Source organism: Mesorhizobium sp. B2-8-5 (genome assembly GCF_006440675.2).
Classification (GTDB): Bacteria; Pseudomonadota; Alphaproteobacteria; order Rhizobiales; family Rhizobiaceae; genus Mesorhizobium.
On sequence record NZ_CP083951.1, the window covers coordinates 3,800,013 to 3,821,905 of the forward strand.

Below are 21,893 nucleotides of genomic sequence, written 5' to 3' on the forward strand. Positions count from 1 at the left end.
GCACTGAGTTCGCCGGCAGCGGGCGACAGGCAGGGACGGCAAATGGGCGAATTGATCATGAGCGCTCCGGTGGCGGGGCTGACCTCGAAGAACAAGATCACGGCCGAAGACGTGACGATGCTGCGGCACGAGGTTTTCGCGGATGGCGTGGTGGGTCGCGGCGAAGCGGAGGCGCTGTTCGCGCTCGACCAGACGGCGCGAGACAAATGCGGCGAATGGGCGCCGTTCTTCGTCGAGGCGGTGACCGACTACATCGTCCACCAGGAAAAGCCGGAAGGCTACATCTCCGAGCAAAATGCCGACTGGCTGGTCCGCACGATCTCGCGCGACGGCATGGTCGACAGCCGCACCGAGCTGGAGCTGCTGGTGCATGTGCTGGAGGAAGCGAAATCCTCGCCCGGCCAGCTCTCGGCCTACGCGCTGGAACAGGTCGCGCATGCGGTAATCGACGGCAAAGGCCCGTTGATGCTCGGCGATCTCGTACCTGGGCTGATCACCAAGGCCGAGGTCGATCTGTTGCGGCGCATCCTCTATGCCTATGGCGGCGACGGCAACATCGCCATCAGCAAGGCCGAGGCGGAGGTCCTGTTCAGGATCAACGACCGGACCGCGGCCGCCGAGAACGATCCGTCCTGGAACGACCTCTTCGTCAAGGCGATCGCCAATTACGTCATGTGCTCGGCCGGCTACGAGCCGCCGACGCGCGAAGTGGCGCTGCGCCACGAGACCTTCCTCGACGAGGCAGGCCCGACGCTTGGCGGTTTCTTCAGCCGGATGGTCTCGGGCGGGTTCGCGGCAATCCTCGAAGCCTACCATTCGCCCGGCGATATCGAGGCGGAATGGGAAGCCAGGAACCGGGCCACCGAAGCGCTTGCCCGCCGCGCCGAGACGATCGATGCGAGCGAGGCCGAATGGCTGGCCGAGCGCGTCGGCGGCGGCCAGCGGCCGCTGCGCGACAACGAGCGCGCACTGCTGACGCTGATCAAGCACGCTTCGCCGGAAATCCACCCGGCGCTGAGGCCGCTGCTCGACAAGGTTGCTTAAGCCTCCGTCGCGCCCGGTCGATGCCGGGCGGCTATCGTCTTACAAAGGATGACGTTGGAATGGCCTTCGGGCCATTGCGGCAACTCGGCCATGCGCTCGAAGCCGGCTTTTTCGTAAAGGCCCGGCGCCTGGAAGTCGTGGCTCGAAACCCATACCCGCCCGACGCCCCGGCTGGCGGCCTCGGCTGTGAAAGCATCGAGCAGCTTCTTGCCGTAGCCGCGGCCTCGATAGGTTTCATCGACCCACATCAATTTGAGTTCGGCGGTTCCTGCCCACGAGTAGCCGGCGGCAATGCCGATCACGCCTCCGGCCTCGTCGCGGATCACGAAGATCAACCCCCGATCATCATCGCAGCCGGTTTTGCGTCGGTTGTCGCCGTTGAGACGTTCCTCGAGGGCAGCCAATTCGATGGGCGACAGATCGTGCTCGGCCTGCAGGCGAGGGACCATCAAATCCCGCCATACCAGTCGTAGCCATTGTCCTCCCAGTAGCCGCCGCGGCCGCCGCCGACATTGGCAAAACTGTCGACCAGCTCGATCTTGTAGATGTATTTGGGCATCTTGTAGCCGAGCTGGCGCTCGACCCGCACGCGAAGCGGCGCGCCGTTCTCGACCGGCAAGGGCTTGCCGTTCAGGCCATAGGCCAGAATCGTCTGTGGATGGCGGGCGTCGATCAGGTCGATGGTGCCGTAATATTTGATGTTGCCGGACAGGCTTTGCTCAATGGTGTCGAGGCAGTGGAACATGACGTAGCGGGCCTGCGGCTTGACCACCGCCTGGTCCAGCACCAACGACAGCGGCGTGCCGGTCCATTTGGCGATGCAGCTCCAGCCTTCGACGCAGTCGTGGCGCGTGATCTGGGTGCGGCTCGGCATGTTCTGGAGCTGCTCGCGAGTCAGCGACAGCGGTTTTTCGACGAGGCCTGAAACCTCCAGGCGCCAGTCGGCGAAATTGTTGGCGAGCAGACCCTTGTAGGTGTCGTCATCGGGCGCCGTGATGCCATTCGGCCGCTGCGGCTGGCGGATATCGGCCTCGGTGAATTCCGGCGCCAGCGCGTCGCGGCCGGCAAGCAGGCGCTGCGCGCGCCAGGTGAGGCCGTTGGCGTTCTCAAGGAAGCTGCGCAGGCCGCCACCGATGCCGAGGCCGCTGTCGAAGGCATCGCAACCCGACAGCGCGATCCCGGACAGTCCGAGGCTGCTGGCGGTCAAGAACTTGCGGCGACTGATTTGGAATTTTGCCATGTCAGGCGCTCCTCTCGCTCGGCTCGGCGTGCTTCGTGGGCGGGTCGGTGCGGTACCAGCCGGTGATGATCGAGCGCAGCTCGTTGATCGGGCCGGCGGCGAGAATCATCAGGATGTGGATGACGAAGAAAAGGACGAGCAGCACCATGACGGTGAAATGGATGGTCCGCGCCGTCTGCCTGCCGCCGAGTATCTCATTCAGCCAGGGCAACACCGAATTCATGCTCGGCGACATGGCCAGGCCGGTGATGATCATCAGCGGCAGCAGCACGAAGAGCACGCCGCCATAGGCCATCTTCTGCAGCGTGTTGTATTCGCGCGTGTGGTGGAATTTCAGCTTCGCGTGATCGACGATGTCGCGCGGCAGCTTGCGCAGGTCCGACACGCGAGGGGCGAGATCGCGACGGATATGGCCGTTGACCAGGCCGGCGATCAGCCAGACGAGCAGCGTTGTGGTCAGGATCCAGGCGAAGAAGAAATGCACGACGCGGGCGGTGCCGAGATCGTAATAGGAGGGAATTGTCGCCCAGGCCGGGAAGGCGCGCGGCGTCTCTTGTCCCGGCGGCCCCGACCAGCCGAGCACGCCCGTGGTGTCGAAGCGATGGCCGAAGATTTCGGTGAAACCGCGCGGTCCGTTGGCGGTATTCTCGGCGCCGATCTGGAGGATGGTGTTGTTGAACTCGAAGCCGGACTGCTTGCCGACATAGAGCTGCGGTCGCGCATTGAAGATCTGCAGACCGGAAAGCAGCATGAAGAACAGCGAGAAAGCCCAGAGCCAATGGGTAAGGCGGGTCCAGCCCGACTGGCGGTAAATGAGCGGCCCATTTTTCGGCACAGGTTTATCGGCCTCTGCTACCGGCTCGTTCCTGGCAATGGCTTCCATCTTCGTCTCCGGCCCTGCACCGCTCACCGCTTACCGGCTTGCGTTCTTCCTCCCAATACGCCGTCAGGCAAAGCGTTGTTTCATGCGATCACGGATTTATTACGGAGAACCCAGGCTGACAGCGAGATTGACCGCCGCGGCAACGATCACCGTGTTGAAGAAAAAGGTCAGGACCGAATGGACGAGCACGACCAGCCGCATCTGCGAGGTGGTGATGGCCGTGTCCGCCGTCTGTGCCGTCATGCCGATGACCGTCGCGAAATAGAGGAAGTCCCAGCCTTCCGGTCTTTTGCCGCCCGGAAAATCGAGGCCGCCGACCGGCATCTTCTTCTGGGTTTTCTCGTCGAGCTCGTCGCCATCCTTCCAATAGACATGCGCATAGTGCAGCGACGCCATAGCGTGGATGGTGAACCAGCCGAGCGGGATCGACAGCATGGCGAAGGCGAGCTGCAGGGGATGAGCGGCATCCTTCTGGTTGATGAGCAGGAACAGCGACACGATGGCGGCGCCGACGACAAAGAGCGTGACGGCGAAGATCAGAAAGACGGGCAGGTCGGTCGCGCGCGCGTTCTTGCTGAGATAGCGCCCGGTAAGGCTGGGCATCAGGGCCAGCACCAGGGCGATATAGCTGGCGAAGAACACATTGGCGCCGATCGAGTAGGGCAGCGGCGCGCGCAGCAACAAGGCAAGCAGCAGCGCGACGATGCCGATGGCCGCGGCGAGGGCGAACTGCATGTGCCGATGCATCGGCGTGTTGAGATCCTCACCCATGGCCCGAGGCCCCTGAAGACGTTGGATCAGTCCGGTGTGACGGATTTCAAAGCCCGCCGCAAGATGCGGTCGAGCTCGCCGAGAAACTGCGAGCGGTCCTTCTGCGTGAAGCTGGCGTTGAACCCCCGGCTCTCGCCGGTTTCGCGCAGATGCTGCTTGAGGTCGCGCATCGCCACCGCCATGCCGATGGTTTCCGGCGTGAAGGGGCGGCCGGTGGGTCCCAGCACATGCGCGCCGAGCGCCACCGTGCGCGCGGCAAGCGGAATGTCGGCCGTCACCACGACATCGTTGGCCTTGGCATTCTCGACGATCCAGTCGTCCGCCGCGTCGGCGCCCTTGGAGACGACGACGTTGCGGACCATCGGATCGCGCGACGGCCGCAGGCCGCCATTGGAGACATAGGTGACGATGACGCCATGGCGCTCCGCGACCTTCTCGACCTCGGCCTTGACCGGGCAGGCGTCGGCATCGACGTAGACAACGGGTGCGGGCATCGTTACTTCCAAACAAACATGGGGCCGGCGTGTCAGCCAGCCCCATGGCAGAAATCGTAGGATTTGTCAGGCCGCCAAGGCGCCCGACTTCTTGGCGGTCCAGGTGGCGATATAGTCCATCAGGCCGGGGCTGAGGCAGTCATAGGGCTCCAGCCCGATCGACTTCAGCTGGGCGCGGATGCCGTCCATGCGGCTCGGATCGACACCGGATTCGATGATCGAGGAGACGAAGGCGGTGAAGCCCGGCGGCGACCAGCCATCCTCCTCGAAGCGCTCGGGATGGATGAAGGACAGGCCCTTGAAGGGATGGTCGCGCTCGACCGGGCCGTACATGTGGACGCCGCAGCTTGTGCAGGCATGGCGCTGGATGAGGGCCGAGGGATCGACCACCTTCAGCTTGTCGCCATTCTCGGTGACGGTGACGTCGCCGCTGCCGGCAACGGCAACCACCGAGAAGATGGCGCCGTCCGGCTTCCAGCATTTGGTGCAGCCGCAGGCGTGGTTGTGGGCGATCTGGCCCTTGACCTTCACCTTCACCGGATTGCTGGTGCACAGGCAGACCAGCGTGCCGCCGGCAAAGCTCGCGCTCTCCCTCGGCAGGCCATTGTCGATCTTCGGATGCAGTTTTTCAGGCATGAGTTCCTCCCTTGTTGAACCTGTGCAACTTCAGTCGCTGGCCATAGGTCGGCGACTTGTTTTTCCTCAGTAAACCACGACGCTGCGGATCGACTTGCCCTCATGCATGAGGTCGAAGCCCTTGTTGATGTCTTCCAGCTTCAGCGTGTGGGTGATCATCGGATCGATCTGGATCTTGCCTTCCATGTACCAGTCGACGATTTTTGGCACGTCGGTGCGGCCGCGCGCGCCGCCGAAGGCGGTGCCCATCCAGCTGCGCCCGGTGACCAGCTGGAACGGCCTGGTCGAGATCTCCTGGCCGGCGCCGGCAACGCCGATGACGACCGACTTGCCCCAGCCGCGATGCGAGGCCTCCAGCGCCTGGCGCATCACCTTGGTGTTGCCGGTGCAGTCGAAGGTGTAGTCGGCGCCGCCGATCTGGTCGGCGCCGCGCTTGGTCAGGTTGACCAGGTAAGGCACGACGTCGCCGTCGATCTCCTTCGGATTGACGAAATGCGTCATGCCGAACTTCTCGCCCCAGGCCTTCTTGTCGTTGTTCAAATCGACGCCGATGATCATGTCGGCGCCGGCAAGGCAAAGTCCCTGGATGACGTTCAAGCCAATGCCGCCGAGGCCGAAGACGACCGCCGTCGCGCCTTGCTCGACCTTGGCGGTGTTGATCACCGCGCCGATGCCGGTCGTCACGCCGCAGCCGATGTAGCAGATCTTGTCGAAGGGGGCGTCGGGATTGACCTTGGCCACCGCGATCTCGGGCAGCACGGTGAAGTTGGAGAAGGTCGAGCAGCCCATATAGTGGAACAGCTTGTCCTTGCCCATCGAGAAGCGCGAGGTGCCGTCGGGCATCAAGCCCTGCCCTTGCGTGGCGCGGATGGCGGTGCACAGATTGGTCTTGCGCGACAGGCACGACGGGCACTGCCGGCATTCGGGCGTATAGAGCGGGATGACATGGTCGCCCTTCTTGACCGAGGTGACGCCCTTGCCGACATCGACGACGATGCCGGCGCCCTCATGGCCGAGGATGGCCGGAAACAGCCCTTCCGGATCGGCGCCCGACAGCGTGAACTCGTCGGTATGGCAGATGCCGGTCGCCTTGACCTCGACCAGCACCTCGCCCTCGCGCGGCCCTTCGAGGTCCACCTCCATGATCTCAAGCGGCTTTCCGGCGGCAACGGCAACGGCGGCACGCGTTTTCATGAGGCACTCCTCCCAAGGCAATCTGTAAGTTTCAGCTAACGGCAAGCTGTTCGTGGGGAATGGCAGCCTGCCATCCGTTCGGCGTCACGGGCAAGCTTAGCGAGTTCCGCGCTGGCGGCCAACGTCTGTTGCGACGTTTTTCGGCGCGGTTCCTGCAATCGGCGCCAGCCGTGGGAGGTGGCCCCGTGGGCACTTGAGACGCGCCGGAATTGTCCATAGAACAGGACCGCTTCGCCGGAGGAACGACATCCGAATGTTCAAGAAAATCCTGATCGCCAATCGCGGCGAGATCGCCTGCCGTGTGATCAAGACGGCGCGAAAGATGGGGATCGCCACCGTCGCGGTCTATTCGGACGCCGACCGCGATGCCGTGCATGTCGAAATGGCCGACGAAGCGGTGCATATCGGACCTTCGCCGGCGGCGCAGAGCTATCTGGTCCCTGAGAAGATCATCTCCGCCTGCAAGGAGACCGGCGCGGAAGCCGTGCATCCGGGTTATGGCTTCCTGTCCGAGCGTGCCTCCTTCTGCGAGGCGCTGGAGAAGGAAGGCATCGTTTTCATCGGACCGAAGCCCAAGGCCATCAAGGCGATGGGCGACAAGATCGAATCGAAGAAGTTCGCCAGCGAGGCCAAGGTCTCGACCGTGCCTGGATGGCTGGGCGTCATCGAAGACGCCGACCATGCCGAAAGGATTGCCGGCGAGATCGGCTATCCGGTGATGATCAAGGCCTCCGCCGGCGGTGGCGGCAAGGGCATGCGCATCGCCTGGAGCAAGGCCGAAGTGCGCGACGGTTTCGACCGGGCGCGTTCGGAAGCGAAAAGCTCCTTTGGCGACGACCGCGTCTTCATCGAGAAGTTCGTCGTCGACCCGCGCCACATCGAGATCCAGGTGCTGGCCGACGCGCATGGCACCGCGCTCTATCTCGGCGAGCGCGAATGCTCGATCCAGCGCCGCAACCAGAAAGTGGTCGAAGAGGCGCCGTCGCCATTCCTCGATGCCAAGACCAGAAAGGCGATGGGCGAGCAGGCGGTGGCACTGGCCAAGGCCGTCGACTACCAGAGCGCCGGCACGGTCGAGTTCATCGTCGACAAGGACAAGAACTTCTATTTCCTTGAAATGAATACGCGGTTGCAGGTCGAGCACCCGGTGACCGAGCTCGTGACCGGCATCGACCTGGTCGAACAGATGATCCGCGTCGCCGCCGGCGAAAAGCTCGACATCAAGCAGAGCGACGTGAAGCTCAACGGCTGGGCGGTGGAAAGCCGCCTTTACGCTGAGGATCCTTTCCGCAACTTCCTGCCCTCGATCGGCCGGCTGACCCGTTACCGGCCGCCGGAGGAGGGCACGTTCGGCGATGTCGTGGTCCGCAACGATACCGGCGTCGCCGAAGGGTCGGAAATTTCGATGTTCTACGACCCCATGGTGGCCAAGCTCTGCACCTGGGCGCCGACCAGGCTTGAGGCGATCGACGCCATGTCGGAGGCGCTGGACAGTTTCGTCGTCGACGGCATCGAACACAACATCCCTTTCCTTTCGGCGCTGATGCAGCACCCGCGCTGGCGCGAGGGGCGGCTGTCGACCGGCTTCATCGCGGAGGAATATCCGGACGGCTTCGCGCCGGTCGAGCCCGATGGCGGGGAGAGGGCGGTGTTTGCCGCCGTTGCAACCGCGATCGAACTGCTGCGCCGCGACCGGCTCGACCGCCTGAGCGGCCGGCTGGCGCCGCATTCCGGCCATCTCAAGCGCGATTGGGTGGCGAAGATCGACGCTGACTATCTTCCGGTCGAAATCGTCGACGGCATGGTTTCCATCCCGATGGAGGTCGATCTGTCGATCGATGGCGGCAGGCCGCTGACCGTCGCTTCGGACTGGCGGCCGGGCGACGCGATCTGGCAGGGCACGGTTGGCGGCAAGAACATCGCCGCCCAGATCCGCCCAATGCTGAACGGTTTGCGCATCGCCTGGAAAGGCATGTCGGTGACGGCTCAAGCCATGCTGCCGCGCACCGCGGAGCTCGAAAGGCTGATGCCGGAAAAGCTGCCGCCCGACACCTCGAAGATGCTGCTCTGCCCGATGCCTGGGCTCGTCGTCTCGATCGCCGTGGCCGAGGGCCAGGAGGTCAAGGCCGGCGAGACGCTGGCCGTGGTCGAGGCCATGAAAATGGAGAACGTGCTGCGCGCCGAACGCGACCTCACCATTGCCAAGCTCAACGCCAAGCCGGGTGACAGCCTGGCGGTCGATGCGGTGATCATGGAGTTCGCCTGAGACGAGGCGATACGGGGCCGCAAGCCTGTGGTCTGTGGGTCGATTGTGCTGGACTGGCATGGCCCCGTCCGGGACAATACATCTGCATGGATTTGAGTCTTTGGGACGGCGCGAAAAAATATGGCGGATGAACGACTTCCTCGCGACCCGTTGCAGCGCGAAGCTGCCGTGAAGGCCGCGCGGCCGGAAGCGCCGGCGCGGACCTTCATCCATCTGCGCGTGCATTCGGCCTATTCGCTGCTGGAAGGCGCCTTGCAGCTTGGCGCGATCGTCGGCCATGCCGTCAAGGACGAGGCGCCGGCGATCGCGGTCACCGACACCAACAATTTGTTCGGGGCGCTCGAATTCGCCCAGAAGGCGGTCAAGGACGGCATCCAGCCGATCATCGGCTGCCAGGTCGATCTCGCCTTTTCCGGCGAGGCGAGCGACGGCCAGCGAGACCGCCGCCGGCATGGACCGGAAATGTCGCCTGTCGTGCTGATCGCCGCCAGCGAGGCCGGCTATGCCAATCTCGTGCGGCTGATCAGCAAGGTCTATCTCGAGACGCCGCCCGGCGAGCCGGTGCACCTGACCAGCACGATGCTGGAAGGCAGAAGCGATGGCCTGATCTGCCTCACCGGCGGGCCGCGGGGCCCGATCGGCACCGCTCTGAAGGCCGACCGGCGCGATCTCGCCGAACAGCGGCTGCTCTTCCTCAAAGACCTGTTCGGCGACAGGCTCTATGTCGAACTGGAACGGGTCGCCGGCTATGACCGCATGGTCGAGAAGTCGACGGTCGACCTTGCCTACACGCATGAACTGCCGCTGGTCGCCACCAACGAGGCATTCTTCTCCAAGCGCGACGACTATGAGGCGCATGACGCTTTGATCGCCATCGCCGAGGGCTCGGTGGTGGCCGCCGACAACCGCCGGCGGCTCGCCGCGGACAATTTCCTGCGCAGCCAGGCCGATATGGCGCGGCTCTTCTCGGACCTGCCGGAAGCGATCGACAACACGGTCGAGATCGCCATGCGCTGCTCCTATTATCCGAAGAACCGCAGCCCGATCCTGCCGCGCTTCACCGGCGCCGACGCCGCAGACAAGGACGCGGCCGAGAAAGCGGAGGCGGCCGAGCTCGCCCGCCAGGCGCGCGAAGGGCTGGAGGCGCGGCTTGCCGCGCACGGGCCGACGCCCGGCTACACGGTCGAGCAATATCGCGAACGGCTCGAATTCGAGCTTGGCATCATCGAGAAGATGAAGTTCCCAGGCTACTTCCTGATCGTTGCCGACTTCATCAAATGGGCGAAGGCGCAAGGCATTCCGGTCGGACCGGGCCGCGGTTCGGGCGCCGGTTCGCTGGTCGCCTATTCAACCACCATCACCGACATCGACCCGCTGCGTTTCTCGCTGCTGTTCGAGCGCTTCCTCAATCCGGACCGGGTGTCGATGCCGGACTTCGACATCGACTTCTGCCAGGACCGGCGCGAGGAGGTGATCCGCTACGTCCAGCAGAAATACGGCCGCGACCAGGTCGGGCAGATCATCACCTTCGGTACGCTGCAGGCGCGCGCCGTGCTGCGCGACGTCGGCCGTGTGCTCCAAATGCCCTACGGCCAGGTCGACAAGCTCTCCAAAATGGTGCCGCAGAACCCGGCCAACCCGGTCAAGCTGGCGGATGCCATCGCCAACGAGCCGCGCTTTGCCGAGGAGGCGGAGAAGGAACCGATCGTGCAGACGCTGCTCGACACGGCGCAGAAGCTCGAAGGCCTTTACCGCCACGCCTCGACGCATGCCGCGGGCATCGTCATCGGCGATCGGCCTTTGTCGGAACTGGTGCCGATGTATCGCGATCCGCGCTCGGACATGCCGGTCACCCAGTTCAACATGAAATATGTCGAGCAGGCCGGCCTGGTGAAGTTCGACTTCCTCGGCCTGAAGACGCTGACCGTGCTGGAGACCGCGGTGAAGCTGATCCGCCGGCGCGGCGTCGACATCGATCTCGCGACGATCCCGCTCGACGACCCAGACACCTACGCCATGCTGTCGCGCGGCGAGGTGGTCGGCGTGTTCCAGGTTGAAAGTGCCGGCATGCGCAAGGCGCTGATCGGCATGCGGCCGGACTGCATCGAGGACATCATCGCGCTGGTGGCGCTCTATCGCCCCGGTCCGATGGAGAACATCCCGACCTACAACGCCAGAAAGCATGGCGAGGAGGAGATGGCCTCGATCCATCCCAAGATCGACCATCTGGTGAAGGAGACCCAAGGCGTCATCGTCTACCAGGAACAGGTGATGCAGATCGCGCAGGAGCTGTCCGGCTATTCGCTCGGCGAAGCCGATCTTTTGCGCCGCGCCATGGGCAAGAAGATCCGCGCCGAGATGGACAAGCAGCGCGAGCGCTTTGTCTCCGGCGCGGTCGAGCGCGGCGTCTCAAAGCCGCAGGCCGATTTCATCTTCGACCTCCTGGCCAAGTTCGCCGACTACGGCTTCAACAAGTCGCACGCGGCGGCCTACGCGGTCGTTTCCTACCAGACCGCCTACCTGAAGGCGCATTACCCGGTCGAGTTCCTTGCGGCGTCGATGACGCTCGACATGAGCAACACCGACAAGCTGGCCGATTTCCGCCAGGACGCCATGCGCCTCGGCATCGAGGTGGTGGCGCCGTCGGTAATGTCGAGTTTCCGCCCCTTCGAGGTTGGCGAAAACAAGATCTTCTATTCCCTTGCGGCGCTGAAGGGCGTCGGCGATGCGGCGGTCGAGCACATCGTCGAGAAGCGTGGCCAGAAGCCGTTCAAGAACCTTGCCGATTTTTGCGAGCGGGTCGATCCGAAGATCGTCGGCAAGCGCGTCTTCGAAAGCCTGATCATGGCAGGCGCGCTCGATTGCTTCGGCCACGATCGCGCGCAGATGATGGCCGGCGTCGAGCGGATGATGGGCCTGGCCTCGCTGGCGCAGCAAAACGCCATCTCCGGCCAGGCCGACATTTTCGGCGCTTCGCTTGGGAGCCAGTCGCAGGCGCTCAACCTGCCCGCGACCGATCCGTGGCTTGCCGCGGACCGGCTGCACCGCGAGTTCCAGGTGGTGGGCTTCTACCTCTCGGCCCATCCGCTCGACGAGTACAAGGCGGCGCTCCAGAAGATGCGGGTGCAGAACTGGGCGGAATTCTCGGCTGCGGTCAAACGCGGCGCCGCGGCCGGACGCCTCGCCGGCACGGTCACCTCCAAGCAGGAGCGCAAGACCCGCACCGGAAACAAGATGGGCGTCGTGCAGTTTTCCGACACGACGGGACAGTATGAGGCTGTGCTGTTTTCCGAAGGTCTGGCGCAGTATCGCGACATGCTGGAGCCCGGCAGTTCGGTGGTGATTATGGTTGCAGCCGAAGACAGGCCTGAGGGCGTAAATCTGCGCATTAACTCGGTGCAATCACTGGACGACGAAGCCAGCCGCATCCAGAAAGCGCTACGCATTTTTGTCAGAGACGATGGACCATCATCGATCATTCAATCGCAGCTCAAACAGCGTGGCGACAGTCAAGTCAGCATTATCGTTCTCAAGGGAGAGGCGCAGGGCGAGGTTGAGATCGGCTTGGGTAATTATCGCGTCTCGCCGCAAATCGCCTCTGCCATGCGTGCGGTGCAGGGCGTGGTGGAAGTGGAGTTGGTCTAGCTCAGGGCGTTGCCGCCTCCGCCTCTGCCACTTGCGGTGTCTTGCGCTGCAGGTTGAGCAAGTTGCCGGCGAGGATCAGGGCGGCGCCGCCGGCGGTGAAGACGTCGATCTGCTCGTGATAGAGCAGCCAGCCGACCAGCGCCGTCAGCGGCACGCGCAAAAAATCCATCGGCGAGATGATCGTGGCGTCAGCGTGGGTGAGAGCGCGCGCCAGGCAGAAATGCGACGACATGCCGGTGAAGGCGATGACGAAGATCCACGGCCAGAGCCCTGGCGAAGGGTTGTGCCAGCTATAGAGAGCGGGGATCAAGCCAACCACCGACTGGATGATCAGCATCCAGAAGATGATGCGCACCACGCTTTCGGTTTTGGTCATCGACTTGACCAGCACCATCGAGATGCCGAAGCAGACCGCGGCGCCCAGGACGACGAGGTGGCCGGGGTCCATCGAACCGGCGCTTGGGCGCACGATGACGACCACGCCGATCAGACCAAGCACGATCGCCGTGAGCTTCGACCGCGACAGTCTTTCCCCCAGAAAGCTGACGGCGAGGATCGCTGTCCAGATCGGCGTGGTGAACTCGATCGAGATCAGCACGGCGAGCGGAATGAGCGTCAGCGCGTAGAGCCAGGCGGCCTGGCCGGTATAGTGGATCATGTTGCGGGCGACATGGGCGAACGGACGCTCGGTGCGCATCGCGGCAAAACCGCCGCTCATCATCACCAGCGGCAAAAGGATGAAGAAACCGATCACCGAGCGCAGCTCCAGCACCTGGAAGACGTTGAGCTCGGCTGTCGTTTCGCGACCGGCAACCGACATCGCCAGCATCGAGGCGATTGACAGAGCCATCCAGAACGCGGCTTTTGGGATCGAGGAAGCGGGCGCCATTTGGGGCCCTATCGCAAACCCGGACCCCGGCCGCAACCGTTAGTGGCGTCATTCCACTGGGCCAGCGGATCGGGTGTGAAAAAAACCGTCATCGCCGCGGCGGAACCTGGCGCCTGGGCACCAGTTAAGTCCACGCTTCCATCGGAAGGCTATGATCGCAAGAGGGGACGTCTTGATGAAATCGACTGCTGCTTTGCTGGCCGCCGCCTGTCTTTTCTGCTCGACGGGCGCGCATGCAGACGAGGCGGCTTTCCTGCGCTCGCTGCAGGGAAAGTTCTCCGGCAAGGGAACGGTCAGGATCAGGACGAACACGCCGGTGTGAACATCAATTGCACCTTCACCTCGGACGCGACGGCGGACTCGCTGTCGCTTGACGGCACCTGCCGCGCGCTGCTGATCATGTCGCGGGAAATCCGCGCCGACCTGAAGGTCAGCGGGGAGAGCTACACCGGCAGCTATATCGGCTCGCGCAGCGGGCCTGCCGGGCTCAGCGGAAGCCGCAAGGGCGATGCGATCAACCTCGACATCCATTGGGCGAAAATCGTCAATGGCGACCGCGACGCGGAGCTGACGGTCGAGAAGATCGGGCCGGACAATATGCGCATGACGGTGACCGACATGGATCCGGCAACCGGCAAGATGGTGGTGACGAGCCGGATCGACCTCAAGCGGACCTGACCCCTCAATCCTCCAGCGGCTCGGGCGGATTGGCGGCGCGGCCCTTGCCGAATGTGTAGCCGGTCTCGACGGCTTTCCTGCCGAACTTGTCGCGCAGCGTGTCCATCGCGCCTTCCGCCAGCGCGCGCTTGCGCGACTGCATGTCGACCAGGTCCGGCGGATCGGCCTTTTCGTCGTCAGAGAGGTCGCTGACGCCGATGCCGAGCAGGCGGAATTTTGTTCCGTCGGCCTCGCGGCGCAACAGATCGAGCCCGGTCTGGAAAATGCGGTCGGCCAGGCGGGTCGGGTCACCGAGCTGACGGTTGCGGGTGCGGAGCTTGAAATCCTGCGTCTTCAGCTTCAGCACCACGGTGCGCCCGGCAATGCCTGATTTCTTCAACCGCGCCGAGACCTTTTCCGACAGACCGCGAAGCACCGGCACCAGTTCCGCCAAGGCGGCGATGTCGGTGTCGAAGGTGGTTTCGGCCGAGACGCTCTTGGCATCGCCACCGGGGTCGACCGGGCGATCGTCCTCGCCGCGCGACAGGCGATAGAGCCGGTCGCCCATCACGCCGTAGCGGCGCATCAGGTCGCCGCGCTCCATGCGCTGCAATTGCGCAATCATGCGGATGCCGTCGCGCTCCAGCGTCGCGGCAAGCGCCTTGCCGACGCCCCAGATCATCGTCACCGGCTGCACTGCGAGGAAGCTTGGCGCCTCGGCTTCGCCGATCACCGAAAAACCGCGCGGCTTGCGGAAATCCGAGGCGATCTTGGCCAGGAACTTGCAGTAGGAGAGGCCGGCCGAAACGGTGATGCCGAGCTCCTTTTCCACCGTCTGCGCGAAGCGCGCCAGCACCAGTGCCGGCGGCATGCCGTGCAGCCGCTCGGTGCCAGCCAGGTCGACAAAGGCCTCGTCGATCGACAGCGGCTCGACCTGCGGCGTCAGCGCCAGCATCAACGCGCGGACCTCGCGCCCGACGCCGACATATTTTTCCATGTCGGGCGGGATCACCACCGCTTCGGGGCACAGTTCGAGCGCCTTGAACATCGGCATGGCCGAGCGCACGCCCTGGATGCGGGCGATGTAGCAGGCAGTGGAGACGACGCCGCGCCGGCCGCCGCCGACGATCACTGGCCTGTCCTTCAGCGCCGGGTTGTCGCGCTTTTCGATCGCCGCGTAGAAGGCGTCGCAGTCGATATGGGCGATCTTGAGCCGGTAGAGCTCGGCGTGGCGGACAAGGCGCGGGCTGCCGCAGCGATCGCAGCGACGCGTCTCGGAGCGCTGGAAAGCCAGGCAGTCACGGCAAAAACCGTCTTCGGGATTGTTGACAGGAGCCGCCATCGCTGCGAACATAAAGAGAACAGATGCAATGGTACGACAGCGCAAGGCTGGCAACAAGCTTGGCCTGGGGAGAACGCATGAGCACGACCATAGCACCGCTGACCCCCGAGCGCTGGCCCGATTTCGAGGACCTCTTCGGCAAGCAGGGCGCCTGTTACGGGTGCTGGTGCACGCATTTCCGGCTGGCGCCGGCGCAACGGCGCGCCAGCGACAAGGAGCGCAACAAGGATCTCATCAAGGCGCGAATCGAAACGGGCCCGCCGCCGGGGCTTTTGGCGCTCGAGGACGGAAAGGCCGTCGGCTGGATGCAGATCGGGCCGCGCGCCGACGTGCCCGAATGGAACAACCAGGGCAGGGGCTCGGCGCCGGTCGATCCGGCCGATGCCGGCGATCCGGACGTGTGGGCGATCTCGTGCTTCTTCATTCGCGTCAAGGCGAGGGGAAGGGGTGTCACGCATCGTCTCGTCGAGGGCGGCATCGCCTTCGCGCGCGAGAACGGTGCGCGGCTGCTGGAAGCCTGCCCGATCGACCTGTCGCGCGATTCGCGCTCGATCGGGCTTTTCGTCGGCTCGTCGCGTGTGTTCGAGAAGGCCGGCTTCCAGAGGCTTGTCGAACGCAAGCCCGGCCGGCCGCTGATGCGGCTGGTGCTTTAGCCGGATGCGCTTTTGGCTTACAGTCGGCGTCTTGCGGCTGTAACGCTTCTTGCCTACCAGAAGCACAATCTTTCCGAGATCACGGAGAACCGACGTGAAGCGTATTTTGCCACTTGCCTTTGCCCTTGCGCTCAGCGCGCCGGCTTTTGCCCAGACTGTCGACAATCAAGGCGCCAAGGAGCTGTCCGACAATCTGGCGCGTTATTTCGGCAAGCAGGCGTTCGACAAGGGCGTGCTCAAGGTTTCGGTCGAGGGCGACGCCTACAAGATCGCGTTTGACGTCAAATCGCTCGTCAATGCGCTGCCGGAGCAGAAGCTCCTCAAATTCGACATGGCGCCATATGCCTTGATGGTGAAGCCGCGCAGCGACGGATCCTGGGACGTCTCGTCGAATTTCTCGCAGGGTGCGTCCCTCGAGTTCGATGGGCCGGAAGGCCGTCAGAGCATGGAGTTCACGATCAAGGACGGTAAGCTGACCAGCGTCTACGATCCGGCGCTTGCCGCCTTCACCAATGCCACCAGCTCGTTGGCCGGGATGACCATGACGTCCCGGGAAGCCAAGCAGCAGGCCGATGTCTCGACCGGCGCCGGCACCGCCACCGTCACGGCGACCAAATCAGCCAATGGCGGCGTCGACTTCACGGCCACCCAGAAAGTTTCGGACTTCGTCGAGAAGATCAAGATCGACGATCCCAACAGCGGAATGAATTTCCCGCTCACCTTGAAAACGCCGGAACTTTCGGTGGATGCAAACGGCAAAGGCGTGCGGACGAAGCCACTGCTCGACCTGCTTGCCTTTGCCGTGGCCAACGAGGACGAAGCCAAACTCAAGGCGAACCAGGCTGAGCTCAAATCGCTCATGCTGGCCGCGCTGCCCATCTGGGAAAGGGTCGACGGCAACTACGGCTTCAAGGATTTCGAGGTGGAGAGCCCTGTCGGCAAGTTCGGGGCCGCGCAATTCAGCACCGCATTCGGCATGGACGGCGTCTCCCAGAACGGCAAGGTCGACTACAAGATCAAGGCTGCCGGCCTGACAATTCCGCGGCAGACCCTACCGGAATGGACCGTCCCATTGCTGCCAACCGACATCGATCTGAACTTCGGCGGCGCGAATATCGATCTCGATACGATGGCGAAAAAGGCGATCGAAGCCTTTGATCTCAATAAGAATCCGCCGCTGTCGGATGAATTCGGCAAGGCTCTGGTCGCCGATTTCAAGGCCAAGAATCCGAAGGTCGTGATCGGGCACAGCACGGTGAAGAACGGCGATATCGAGGTCGCGCTGGAGGGTGAAATGACTTTTCCCGGCGAGAAGCCCGACGCGACCGTGACCATCGACGTCACCGGCTACGACAAGATCGTCGATGCCCTGAAGGAAGCGGCCAAGAGCGATGAGCAGATGGCGCAAGCCTTCCCATTTGCGCTGGCCGTCAAGGGATTTGGCAAGACATTGCCGGATGGCCGCCTGGAGTGGGTGATCGACACGAAAGCCGACGGCTCGGTCAAGGTCAACGGCGCCATGCTGAAGGGGCCGGATGCCGCCCAGGACGACAGCGCGGGTCAGGACGACTCGGGTGGTGATGACGGCTCGAACGGAACCGACAATTCGAGTGGGGGCGACGATACGGATGGCGGCGACAATGGCGGGGCCGGAGCGAAGCTGCAGCCCTGAGCGCTTGGGTTAAAGCCCGAGAGCGCTGGCGATTTTTGGCGCCGCATCCCGCCAGTCCTCGACCGAGATGATGTCTTCCGGCGTTGGCGGCAAGAAGGCGCGCAGCGCGTTGTCGGCCATCAAATGGAAGAGGTGGGCATCCGCGACGGAATTGCGCGCCGAGATCAGGTTGGAGGGCTGGTCGTCGACGAAGGCGACGGACCGGCCCTTGACGCCGCGCAGTTTCGCGATTGCCGGTCCCTTGGCCATTTCCGTCGTCAGCAGCGGATAATTTAGCCCCAGCGCATCGAGATGCGCGCGGCGCACGTCGCGGTGCTTGTGCGGCATGGCGGTCAGCATGACGATCTCGGCGCTTCGGCCGAGCATCGCCAGGGCATCCGCGGCGCCGTCGGCGATGCTTTGCCAATCCGCCTGGGCATCGAAGAATTCGCCCAGGAGCGCCGTCACCTCGGGTTGCTCGATCAGCCGGCCGGTTGCCGTCTCGGCGATGTTGCCGGTCAATCGGAAGGAAGCGAGCGTCAGGCCGAAACCGCGCGACTTCAGGTAGTGCGGAAACGGCCGGATGAATTCCAGCACGACGTCGTCGACGTCGAGCACCAGCAGCGGCCGGTCATCGGCGGCAAGTTCTTCGATCTGCCGCGCCGTCTCGGGATCATCGCTCATGTCGAACGCTCGTGGTCGTCGTTGCCGAGCGGGAGCGCGCGCAGCGCCTTGCCGACGGCGGCTGGCGGGGTACCGGTCTCGTCGGCGAAGCGCAGTAGCGTCGGCTCGTGGGCGAGGATGAACTGCAGGACGCCGGCGAGGAAGCCGGGCTCGGCTGCGGCCCTCCGGATCGAGTTCGCCTCGATGCCTGTGATCGCCAGGAAGCGGGGCAGAAGTTCGGGATCGGCGGCGACGAAGCCCAGAGCCCTGACGGCAATGGTTTCCGCTTCCTCGCGCATTGACGCTGCGTTCGCCATCATTACCTTTGGAATGGTGGATTTTTTTTCGAGTCTCCTTCCGCAGTAACGGCAAGCGTCGCTTGCGGCAAGCCTCCGCTCTTTCCCGTACAACGTCCGAAGGTGGAATTGGTGCAGCTTTCCAACCTCCGGTTTCCGTTTCGTCAATCATATTGGGCTAGAGTGGAAAAGGGTTGGGTGCGGTCCGAAGGGGACGCATTGCGACGGCCTTCGGTTTCGAGGGCGGTCGGGACGGGAAACTGATGGCTAAGAAGGTCATGATCGTCGAGGACAATGAGCTTAACATGAAGCTCTTTCGGGACCTCATCGAAGCCAGCGGTTACGAGACGGTTCGCACGCGTAACGGGCTGGAGGCGCTGGATCTCGCGCGCCAGCATCGGCCGGACCTGATTCTGATGGACATCCAGTTGCCCGAAGTCTCCGGCCTGGAAGTGACGAAATGGCTTAAGGAAGACGACGAATTGCATTCGATCCCGGTCATCGCCGTCACCGCCTTCGCCATGAAGGGCGATGAGGAGCGCATCCGCCAGGGCGGCTGCGAGGCCTATATCTCCAAGCCGATCTCGGTGCCGCGCTTCATCGAGACGATCAAATCCTATCTGGGCGACGCCTGATGCCCGAGACCAGCAGAGCCGGAGTTTGTTGAGATGACCGCGCGGATCCTCGTCGTCGACGATATCCCCGCCAATGTGCGGCTGCTGGAGGTTCGGCTGCTTGCCGAGTATTTCGAGGTGCTGACGGCCAGCAACGGCCTGGATGCGATCGAGACCTGCGAGAACGGCAAGGTCGACGTGGTGCTGCTCGATGTCATGATGCCGGACATGGACGGGTTCGAGGTCTGCAAGCGCCTGAAGAGCGATCCGGCGACCTCGCATATCCCCGTCGTCATGATCACCGCGCTCGACCAGGTGTCGGACCGGGTGCGCGGCCTCGAGGCGGGCGCGGACGATTTCCTGACCAAGCCGGTCAACGACCTGCAACTGATGACGCGCGTGAAGAGCCTGGTCAGGCTGAAGTCGCTGACCGACGAATTACGGCTGCGCGCCTCGACGACGCGCAATATCGGCATCGAAGAGCTTCTGAGCCGCGATTTCGCGACCGAGGACACCAAGCCGAGGGTGCTGCTTGTCGACGAGCGCAAATCTTCCGTCGAACGCATCCAGAAGATGCTGCGCAACAGCGCCGAGCTGGATGTCGCGACCGATCCGAATGCCGGGTTCTTCCAGGCGGCCGAGGCGGCGTATGAATGTGTGCTGGTGTCGACCGCCTTCTCGAATTTCGATGCGCTGAGGCTCTGCTCGCAGCTGCGTTCGCTCGACCGCACCCGCTTCCTGCCGATCATGCTGCTCGCCGACGAGGGCGAGGAGGGCCGCATCCTGCGCGGGCTGGAACTCGGCATCAACGACTACCTGATCCGGCCGATCGACCAGCACGAGCTGACAGCGAGGCTGCGCACGCAGGTGCGGCGCAAGCGCTACAACGACCAATTGCGGGCCAGCGTCGCCCAGACGATCGAGATGGCGGTGATCGACGGGCTGACCGGGCTGCACAACCGGCGCTACCTCGACAGCCATCTGCAGACGCTGTTCGACCGCGCCGTGGCGCGGCGGCGGCCACTGTCGGTGATGATCACCGATCTCGATCGCTTCAAGTCGATCAACGACACCCATGGCCATGACGGCGGTGACGACGTGCTGCGCGAGTTCGCCCGGCGGCTGCGCAAGAATGTGCGCGGCATCGATCTCGCCTGCCGCTTCGGCGGCGAGGAGTTCGTCGTGGTGATGCCGGACACCGACGGCGCGGTCGCCGAGAAGGTCGCCGAGCGCATCCGCGCCGAGATCGCGCAGGCGCCTTTCGCGATCGGCAACGACGGCAAGATGATCGAGGTCACGGTCAGCGTCGGGGTGTCGTCGGTCCTGAAAGGGACGGACAGCGTCGCCGCGCTGATGAAGCGCGCCGACCTGGCGCTCTACGAGGCCAAAAGCGGCGGCCGCAACCGGGTGGTCGCCAAGGCCGCCTAGGCTGTGTTGATATTCAGGTGATGCCGGCCTGCGAACGATGGTTTCCTGCGCTTCTGGTGCTCACTTACTTTAAGTACGCTCCGCTCCGGTTCTCGGAAACCAACGTTCTCGGCTCGGCCTGACCTGAATCTCAACACATCCCAAAAACGCGTCGCGATCTTTCACACCCAGCACGCGCCTGTCTTTGTCCCGAAACCGGTTTCCACTCTCGGGAGACATGCTCGGCAAAAGGCGACGATTCTCGGCCGTCCCAACAGGGTTACGAATTTACCTTAACCCAAGCGATTCGCGAGCGGTGGTTAAGAAATGGTTGATTTTTATAAGGTCTTGCGCAAATCTGCGACGCATAGACAGAAGGCGAGGCCGGCACGAGGGTAGACTAGCCGGCTCGATCCAAAAAATACCCCATGATGCTCAGGTCCGCCGCATCTCCTGGGTCCGTGGGGTCGGCCGGCCGGCGCTGGCGCATAGTGGCCTCCTCGTACCGCTGCCAAACGCCGACCGGCCCCCTTTTCTCAAAAACCGACATCGGAAGCTTGCGCAGACAGTCGCGCAGGCTCCGCAGCCGCTCGGTCTTTCCGTCTGCCGGGAAACCGTGTCGGACTTTTCCTGGAATTGCTCCAAAACAAAAACGCCGCCCGAGGGGCGGCGTTTTGATTTCTCGGGATAACCAGATTACTTGATCTTGGTTTCCTTGAACTCGACGTGCTTCTTGGCGACCGGGTCGTACTTGCGGAACGAGAGCTTGTCCGTCTTGGTACGGCTGTTCTTGCTGGTGACGTAGAAGAACCCGGTGTCGGCGGTCGACAGAAGCTTGATCTTGATGTTTGCGGCTTTGGCCATGATTTTCGTCCGTTAATGTTCGTGGAGTTTTGGCCGCTGGAGCACGGGGAAAACACCCGGACGCGGGAAACTTGGCGCGACACATAAAGAACGCGCCCGGAAAGTCAAGCCCGGGCGCCTTCCCTGCTCCATTTGGACATGGCCGATCTCGCCGCTTCAGGCGTTCTCGCCGACCCGCTGAGCCGTTTTTTCCAGTCGCCCGTGCTGTTCCACCAACGGTTGGGATTGGCATGGTCGTCAAGACCCTTGGAACGGCTGGCGAGTAGCGGTTGGATGCGGATGACGGGCTCCTGATAGGAGTGGGCCTGGAATATCGCCTCGACGACACGAGCGGCGAGCGGCTGGTCGTCGGCGATCTCGAACGACACTTCAACGGTGCCGGGCCGCCGGCGCAATTCCGTCTCGGCGCCCGCGGCGGCGCCCTCGAGCGGCCGATAGCGCTCGACGCCTTGCGCCGACTGATAGGCGTTGCTGTCATATTTGCCCATGCGCAGCGGCGTGATCGCCACCACCGCCTCCATGATGCGCTCGACATCGGCGGCCGGCGCCTGGAATGTGACGAGCAGAAGCAGTTCCATCCTGAGGGATTTGGTTTCAAAGCCGCTGTCGACCATCGCAATTCTCCTACTTCGCGCTGGAGACAGGGTATAGCAGGGGTGCTGCTGACACGGTGATGTCAGGATG

General features: G+C 63.6%; 20 protein-coding genes and 1 pseudogene. 8 read left to right on the forward strand and 13 right to left on the reverse strand.

The genetic code is table 11. The features are described 5' to 3' along the window. Nucleotides 1-42: 42 nt before the first annotated feature. Entirely contained in the window at nt 43-1,044 is a 1,002-nt protein-coding gene (locus FJ430_RS18295) for a hypothetical protein (RefSeq protein ID WP_140707949.1), read from the forward strand. Here FJ430_RS18295 and FJ430_RS18300 read toward each other — a convergent pair. From FJ430_RS18300 to FJ430_RS18330, 7 genes are all read right to left on the reverse strand, one after another. After that, nucleotides 1,041-1,493, reverse strand: coding sequence for a GNAT family N-acetyltransferase (locus FJ430_RS18300; RefSeq protein WP_140707947.1), 453 nt, complete (start codon nt 1,491-1,493; stop codon nt 1,041-1,043). The two genes, FJ430_RS18295 and FJ430_RS18300, sit on opposite strands and share 4 nt — an antisense overlap. Next, nucleotides 1,493-2,284: a molybdopterin-binding protein gene (locus FJ430_RS18305; RefSeq protein WP_140707945.1), complete on the reverse strand. Its 792-nt coding sequence runs from the start codon at nt 2,282-2,284 to the stop codon at nt 1,493-1,495. Before FJ430_RS18305 ends, FJ430_RS18300 begins: the two co-directional genes overlap by 1 nt. Nucleotide 2,285: 1 nt before the next feature. After that, nucleotides 2,286-3,167, reverse strand: coding sequence for a cytochrome b/b6 domain-containing protein (locus FJ430_RS18310; protein ID WP_140707943.1), 882 nt, complete (start codon nt 3,165-3,167; stop codon nt 2,286-2,288). Between the two features lie 99 nt (nt 3,168-3,266). Then, nucleotides 3,267-3,938 (reverse strand): DUF1345 domain-containing protein, encoded by a 672-nt coding sequence (locus tag FJ430_RS18315; RefSeq protein WP_140652327.1) that lies wholly within the window; start codon nt 3,936-3,938, stop codon nt 3,267-3,269. A gap of 26 nt (nt 3,939-3,964) precedes the next feature. Then, entirely contained in the window at nt 3,965-4,432 is a 468-nt protein-coding gene (locus FJ430_RS18320) for a YaiI/YqxD family protein (RefSeq protein ID WP_140647814.1), read from the reverse strand. 66 nt (nt 4,433-4,498) lie between these two features. Beyond that, nucleotides 4,499-5,068, reverse strand: coding sequence for an S-(hydroxymethyl)glutathione synthase (gfa, locus tag FJ430_RS18325; RefSeq protein WP_140640289.1), 570 nt, complete (start codon nt 5,066-5,068; stop codon nt 4,499-4,501). Nucleotides 5,069-5,134: 66 nt separating this feature from the next. Continuing rightward, complete coding sequence (locus FJ430_RS18330) at nt 5,135-6,262, reverse strand: S-(hydroxymethyl)glutathione dehydrogenase/class III alcohol dehydrogenase (RefSeq protein ID WP_226891770.1); 1,128 nt, start codon at nt 6,260-6,262, stop codon at nt 5,135-5,137. Between the two features lie 253 nt (nt 6,263-6,515). Between FJ430_RS18330 and FJ430_RS18335 the strand changes: the two genes are divergently transcribed. After that, nucleotides 6,516-8,528 (forward strand): acetyl/propionyl/methylcrotonyl-CoA carboxylase subunit alpha, encoded by a 2,013-nt coding sequence (locus FJ430_RS18335; protein ID WP_140709609.1) that lies wholly within the window; start codon nt 6,516-6,518, stop codon nt 8,526-8,528. A 120-nt stretch (nt 8,529-8,648) separates the two neighbouring features. Then, on the forward strand, nt 8,649-12,173 hold the full coding sequence (gene dnaE, locus FJ430_RS18340) for a DNA polymerase III subunit alpha (RefSeq protein ID WP_140709611.1): 3,525 nt from the start codon (nt 8,649-8,651) through the stop codon (nt 12,171-12,173). Between the two features lies 1 nt (nt 12,174). Here the strand turns inward: dnaE and FJ430_RS18345 are convergent, their stop codons facing one another. Then, nucleotides 12,175-13,062: a DMT family transporter gene (locus FJ430_RS18345; protein ID WP_140709613.1), complete on the reverse strand. Its 888-nt coding sequence runs from the start codon at nt 13,060-13,062 to the stop codon at nt 12,175-12,177. A gap of 175 nt (nt 13,063-13,237) precedes the next feature. Here FJ430_RS18345 and FJ430_RS18350 point away from each other — a divergent pair. Further along, nucleotides 13,238-13,740, forward strand: a pseudogene (locus tag FJ430_RS18350) (hypothetical protein). A gap of 4 nt (nt 13,741-13,744) precedes the next feature. Here FJ430_RS18350 and FJ430_RS18355 read toward each other — a convergent pair. Then, on the reverse strand, nt 13,745-15,073 hold the full coding sequence (locus FJ430_RS18355; protein ID WP_140709615.1) for a DNA polymerase IV: 1,329 nt from the start codon (nt 15,071-15,073) through the stop codon (nt 13,745-13,747). 65 nt (nt 15,074-15,138) lie between these two features. Here FJ430_RS18355 and FJ430_RS18360 point away from each other — a divergent pair, with 65 nt between their 5' ends. Together FJ430_RS18360 and FJ430_RS18365 are read left to right on the forward strand one after the other, a co-directional pair. Continuing rightward, nucleotides 15,139-15,714 (forward strand): GNAT family N-acetyltransferase, encoded by a 576-nt coding sequence (locus tag FJ430_RS18360; RefSeq protein WP_140651184.1) that lies wholly within the window; start codon nt 15,139-15,141, stop codon nt 15,712-15,714. A gap of 94 nt (nt 15,715-15,808) precedes the next feature. Beyond that, nucleotides 15,809-17,386 (forward strand): hypothetical protein, encoded by a 1,578-nt coding sequence (locus FJ430_RS18365; protein ID WP_140709617.1) that lies wholly within the window; start codon nt 15,809-15,811, stop codon nt 17,384-17,386. A 9-nt stretch (nt 17,387-17,395) separates the two neighbouring features. Here the strand turns inward: FJ430_RS18365 and FJ430_RS18370 are convergent, their stop codons facing one another. After that, the gene (locus FJ430_RS18370; RefSeq protein ID WP_140709619.1) at nt 17,396-18,049 is read right to left on the reverse strand and encodes a hypothetical protein; all 654 of its coding nucleotides are present in this window, start codon (nt 18,047-18,049) and stop codon (nt 17,396-17,398) included. Then, nucleotides 18,046-18,345, reverse strand: a complete 300-nt coding sequence (locus FJ430_RS18375) for a DUF3572 domain-containing protein (protein ID WP_140709621.1) — start codon at nt 18,343-18,345, stop codon at nt 18,046-18,048. The genes FJ430_RS18370 and FJ430_RS18375 overlap by 4 nt, the downstream gene beginning before the upstream one ends. Nucleotides 18,346-18,587: 242 nt before the next feature. On the opposite strand from FJ430_RS18375, the gene FJ430_RS18380 reads away from it, so the two are divergent. After that, complete coding sequence (locus FJ430_RS18380; protein WP_027166515.1) at nt 18,588-18,959, forward strand: response regulator; 372 nt, start codon at nt 18,588-18,590, stop codon at nt 18,957-18,959. A gap of 33 nt (nt 18,960-18,992) precedes the next feature. Further along, entirely contained in the window at nt 18,993-20,366 is a 1,374-nt protein-coding gene (locus FJ430_RS18385) for a PleD family two-component system response regulator (RefSeq protein ID WP_140709623.1), read from the forward strand. 675 nt (nt 20,367-21,041) lie between these two features. On the opposite strand, the gene rpmG is transcribed toward FJ430_RS18385, so the two are convergent. Together rpmG and FJ430_RS18395 are read right to left on the reverse strand one after the other, a co-directional pair. Beyond that, nucleotides 21,042-21,209: a 50S ribosomal protein L33 gene (gene rpmG, locus FJ430_RS18390; protein ID WP_006201775.1), complete on the reverse strand. Its 168-nt coding sequence runs from the start codon at nt 21,207-21,209 to the stop codon at nt 21,042-21,044. 104 nt (nt 21,210-21,313) lie between these two features. Next, nucleotides 21,314-21,823 (reverse strand): hypothetical protein, encoded by a 510-nt coding sequence (locus tag FJ430_RS18395; RefSeq protein ID WP_226891772.1) that lies wholly within the window; start codon nt 21,821-21,823, stop codon nt 21,314-21,316. Between the last annotated feature and the right edge of the window lie 70 nt (nt 21,824-21,893).

What these genes read in the sequence shown, in the direction of transcription:
- FJ430_RS18300 (WP_140707947.1), bottom strand. Translation starts at nt 1,493, where the DNA reads ATGGTCCCTCGCCTGCAGGCCGAGCACGATCTGTCGCCCATCGAATTG.
- FJ430_RS18380 (WP_027166515.1), top strand. Translation starts at nt 18,588, where the DNA reads ATGGCTAAGAAGGTCATGATCGTCGAGGACAATGAGCTTAACATGAAG.
- FJ430_RS18355 (WP_140709615.1), bottom strand. Translation starts at nt 15,073, where the DNA reads ATGTTCGCAGCGATGGCGGCTCCTGTCAACAATCCCGAAGACGGTTTT.
- FJ430_RS18385 (WP_140709623.1), top strand. Translation starts at nt 18,993, where the DNA reads ATGACCGCGCGGATCCTCGTCGTCGACGATATCCCCGCCAATGTGCGG.
- FJ430_RS18345 (WP_140709613.1), bottom strand. Translation starts at nt 13,062, where the DNA reads ATGGCGCCCGCTTCCTCGATCCCAAAAGCCGCGTTCTGGATGGCTCTG.
- FJ430_RS18375 (WP_140709621.1), bottom strand. Translation starts at nt 18,345, where the DNA reads ATGGCGAACGCAGCGTCAATGCGCGAGGAAGCGGAAACCATTGCCGTC.
- FJ430_RS18295 (WP_140707949.1), top strand. Translation starts at nt 43, where the DNA reads ATGGGCGAATTGATCATGAGCGCTCCGGTGGCGGGGCTGACCTCGAAG.
- FJ430_RS18310 (WP_140707943.1), bottom strand. Translation starts at nt 3,167, where the DNA reads ATGGAAGCCATTGCCAGGAACGAGCCGGTAGCAGAGGCCGATAAACCT.
- gfa (WP_140640289.1), bottom strand. Translation starts at nt 5,068, where the DNA reads ATGCCTGAAAAACTGCATCCGAAGATCGACAATGGCCTGCCGAGGGAG.
- dnaE (WP_140709611.1), top strand. Translation starts at nt 8,649, where the DNA reads ATGGCGGATGAACGACTTCCTCGCGACCCGTTGCAGCGCGAAGCTGCC.
- FJ430_RS18315 (WP_140652327.1), bottom strand. Translation starts at nt 3,938, where the DNA reads ATGGGTGAGGATCTCAACACGCCGATGCATCGGCACATGCAGTTCGCC.
- FJ430_RS18330 (WP_226891770.1), bottom strand. Translation starts at nt 6,262, where the DNA reads ATGAAAACGCGTGCCGCCGTTGCCGTTGCCGCCGGAAAGCCGCTTGAG.
- FJ430_RS18360 (WP_140651184.1), top strand. Translation starts at nt 15,139, where the DNA reads ATGAGCACGACCATAGCACCGCTGACCCCCGAGCGCTGGCCCGATTTC.
- FJ430_RS18335 (WP_140709609.1), top strand. Translation starts at nt 6,516, where the DNA reads ATGTTCAAGAAAATCCTGATCGCCAATCGCGGCGAGATCGCCTGCCGT.
- FJ430_RS18370 (WP_140709619.1), bottom strand. Translation starts at nt 18,049, where the DNA reads ATGAGCGATGATCCCGAGACGGCGCGGCAGATCGAAGAACTTGCCGCC.
- rpmG (WP_006201775.1), bottom strand. Translation starts at nt 21,209, where the DNA reads ATGGCCAAAGCCGCAAACATCAAGATCAAGCTTCTGTCGACCGCCGAC.
- FJ430_RS18320 (WP_140647814.1), bottom strand. Translation starts at nt 4,432, where the DNA reads ATGCCCGCACCCGTTGTCTACGTCGATGCCGACGCCTGCCCGGTCAAG.
- FJ430_RS18395 (WP_226891772.1), bottom strand. Translation starts at nt 21,823, where the DNA reads ATGGTCGACAGCGGCTTTGAAACCAAATCCCTCAGGATGGAACTGCTT.
- FJ430_RS18305 (WP_140707945.1), bottom strand. Translation starts at nt 2,284, where the DNA reads ATGGCAAAATTCCAAATCAGTCGCCGCAAGTTCTTGACCGCCAGCAGC.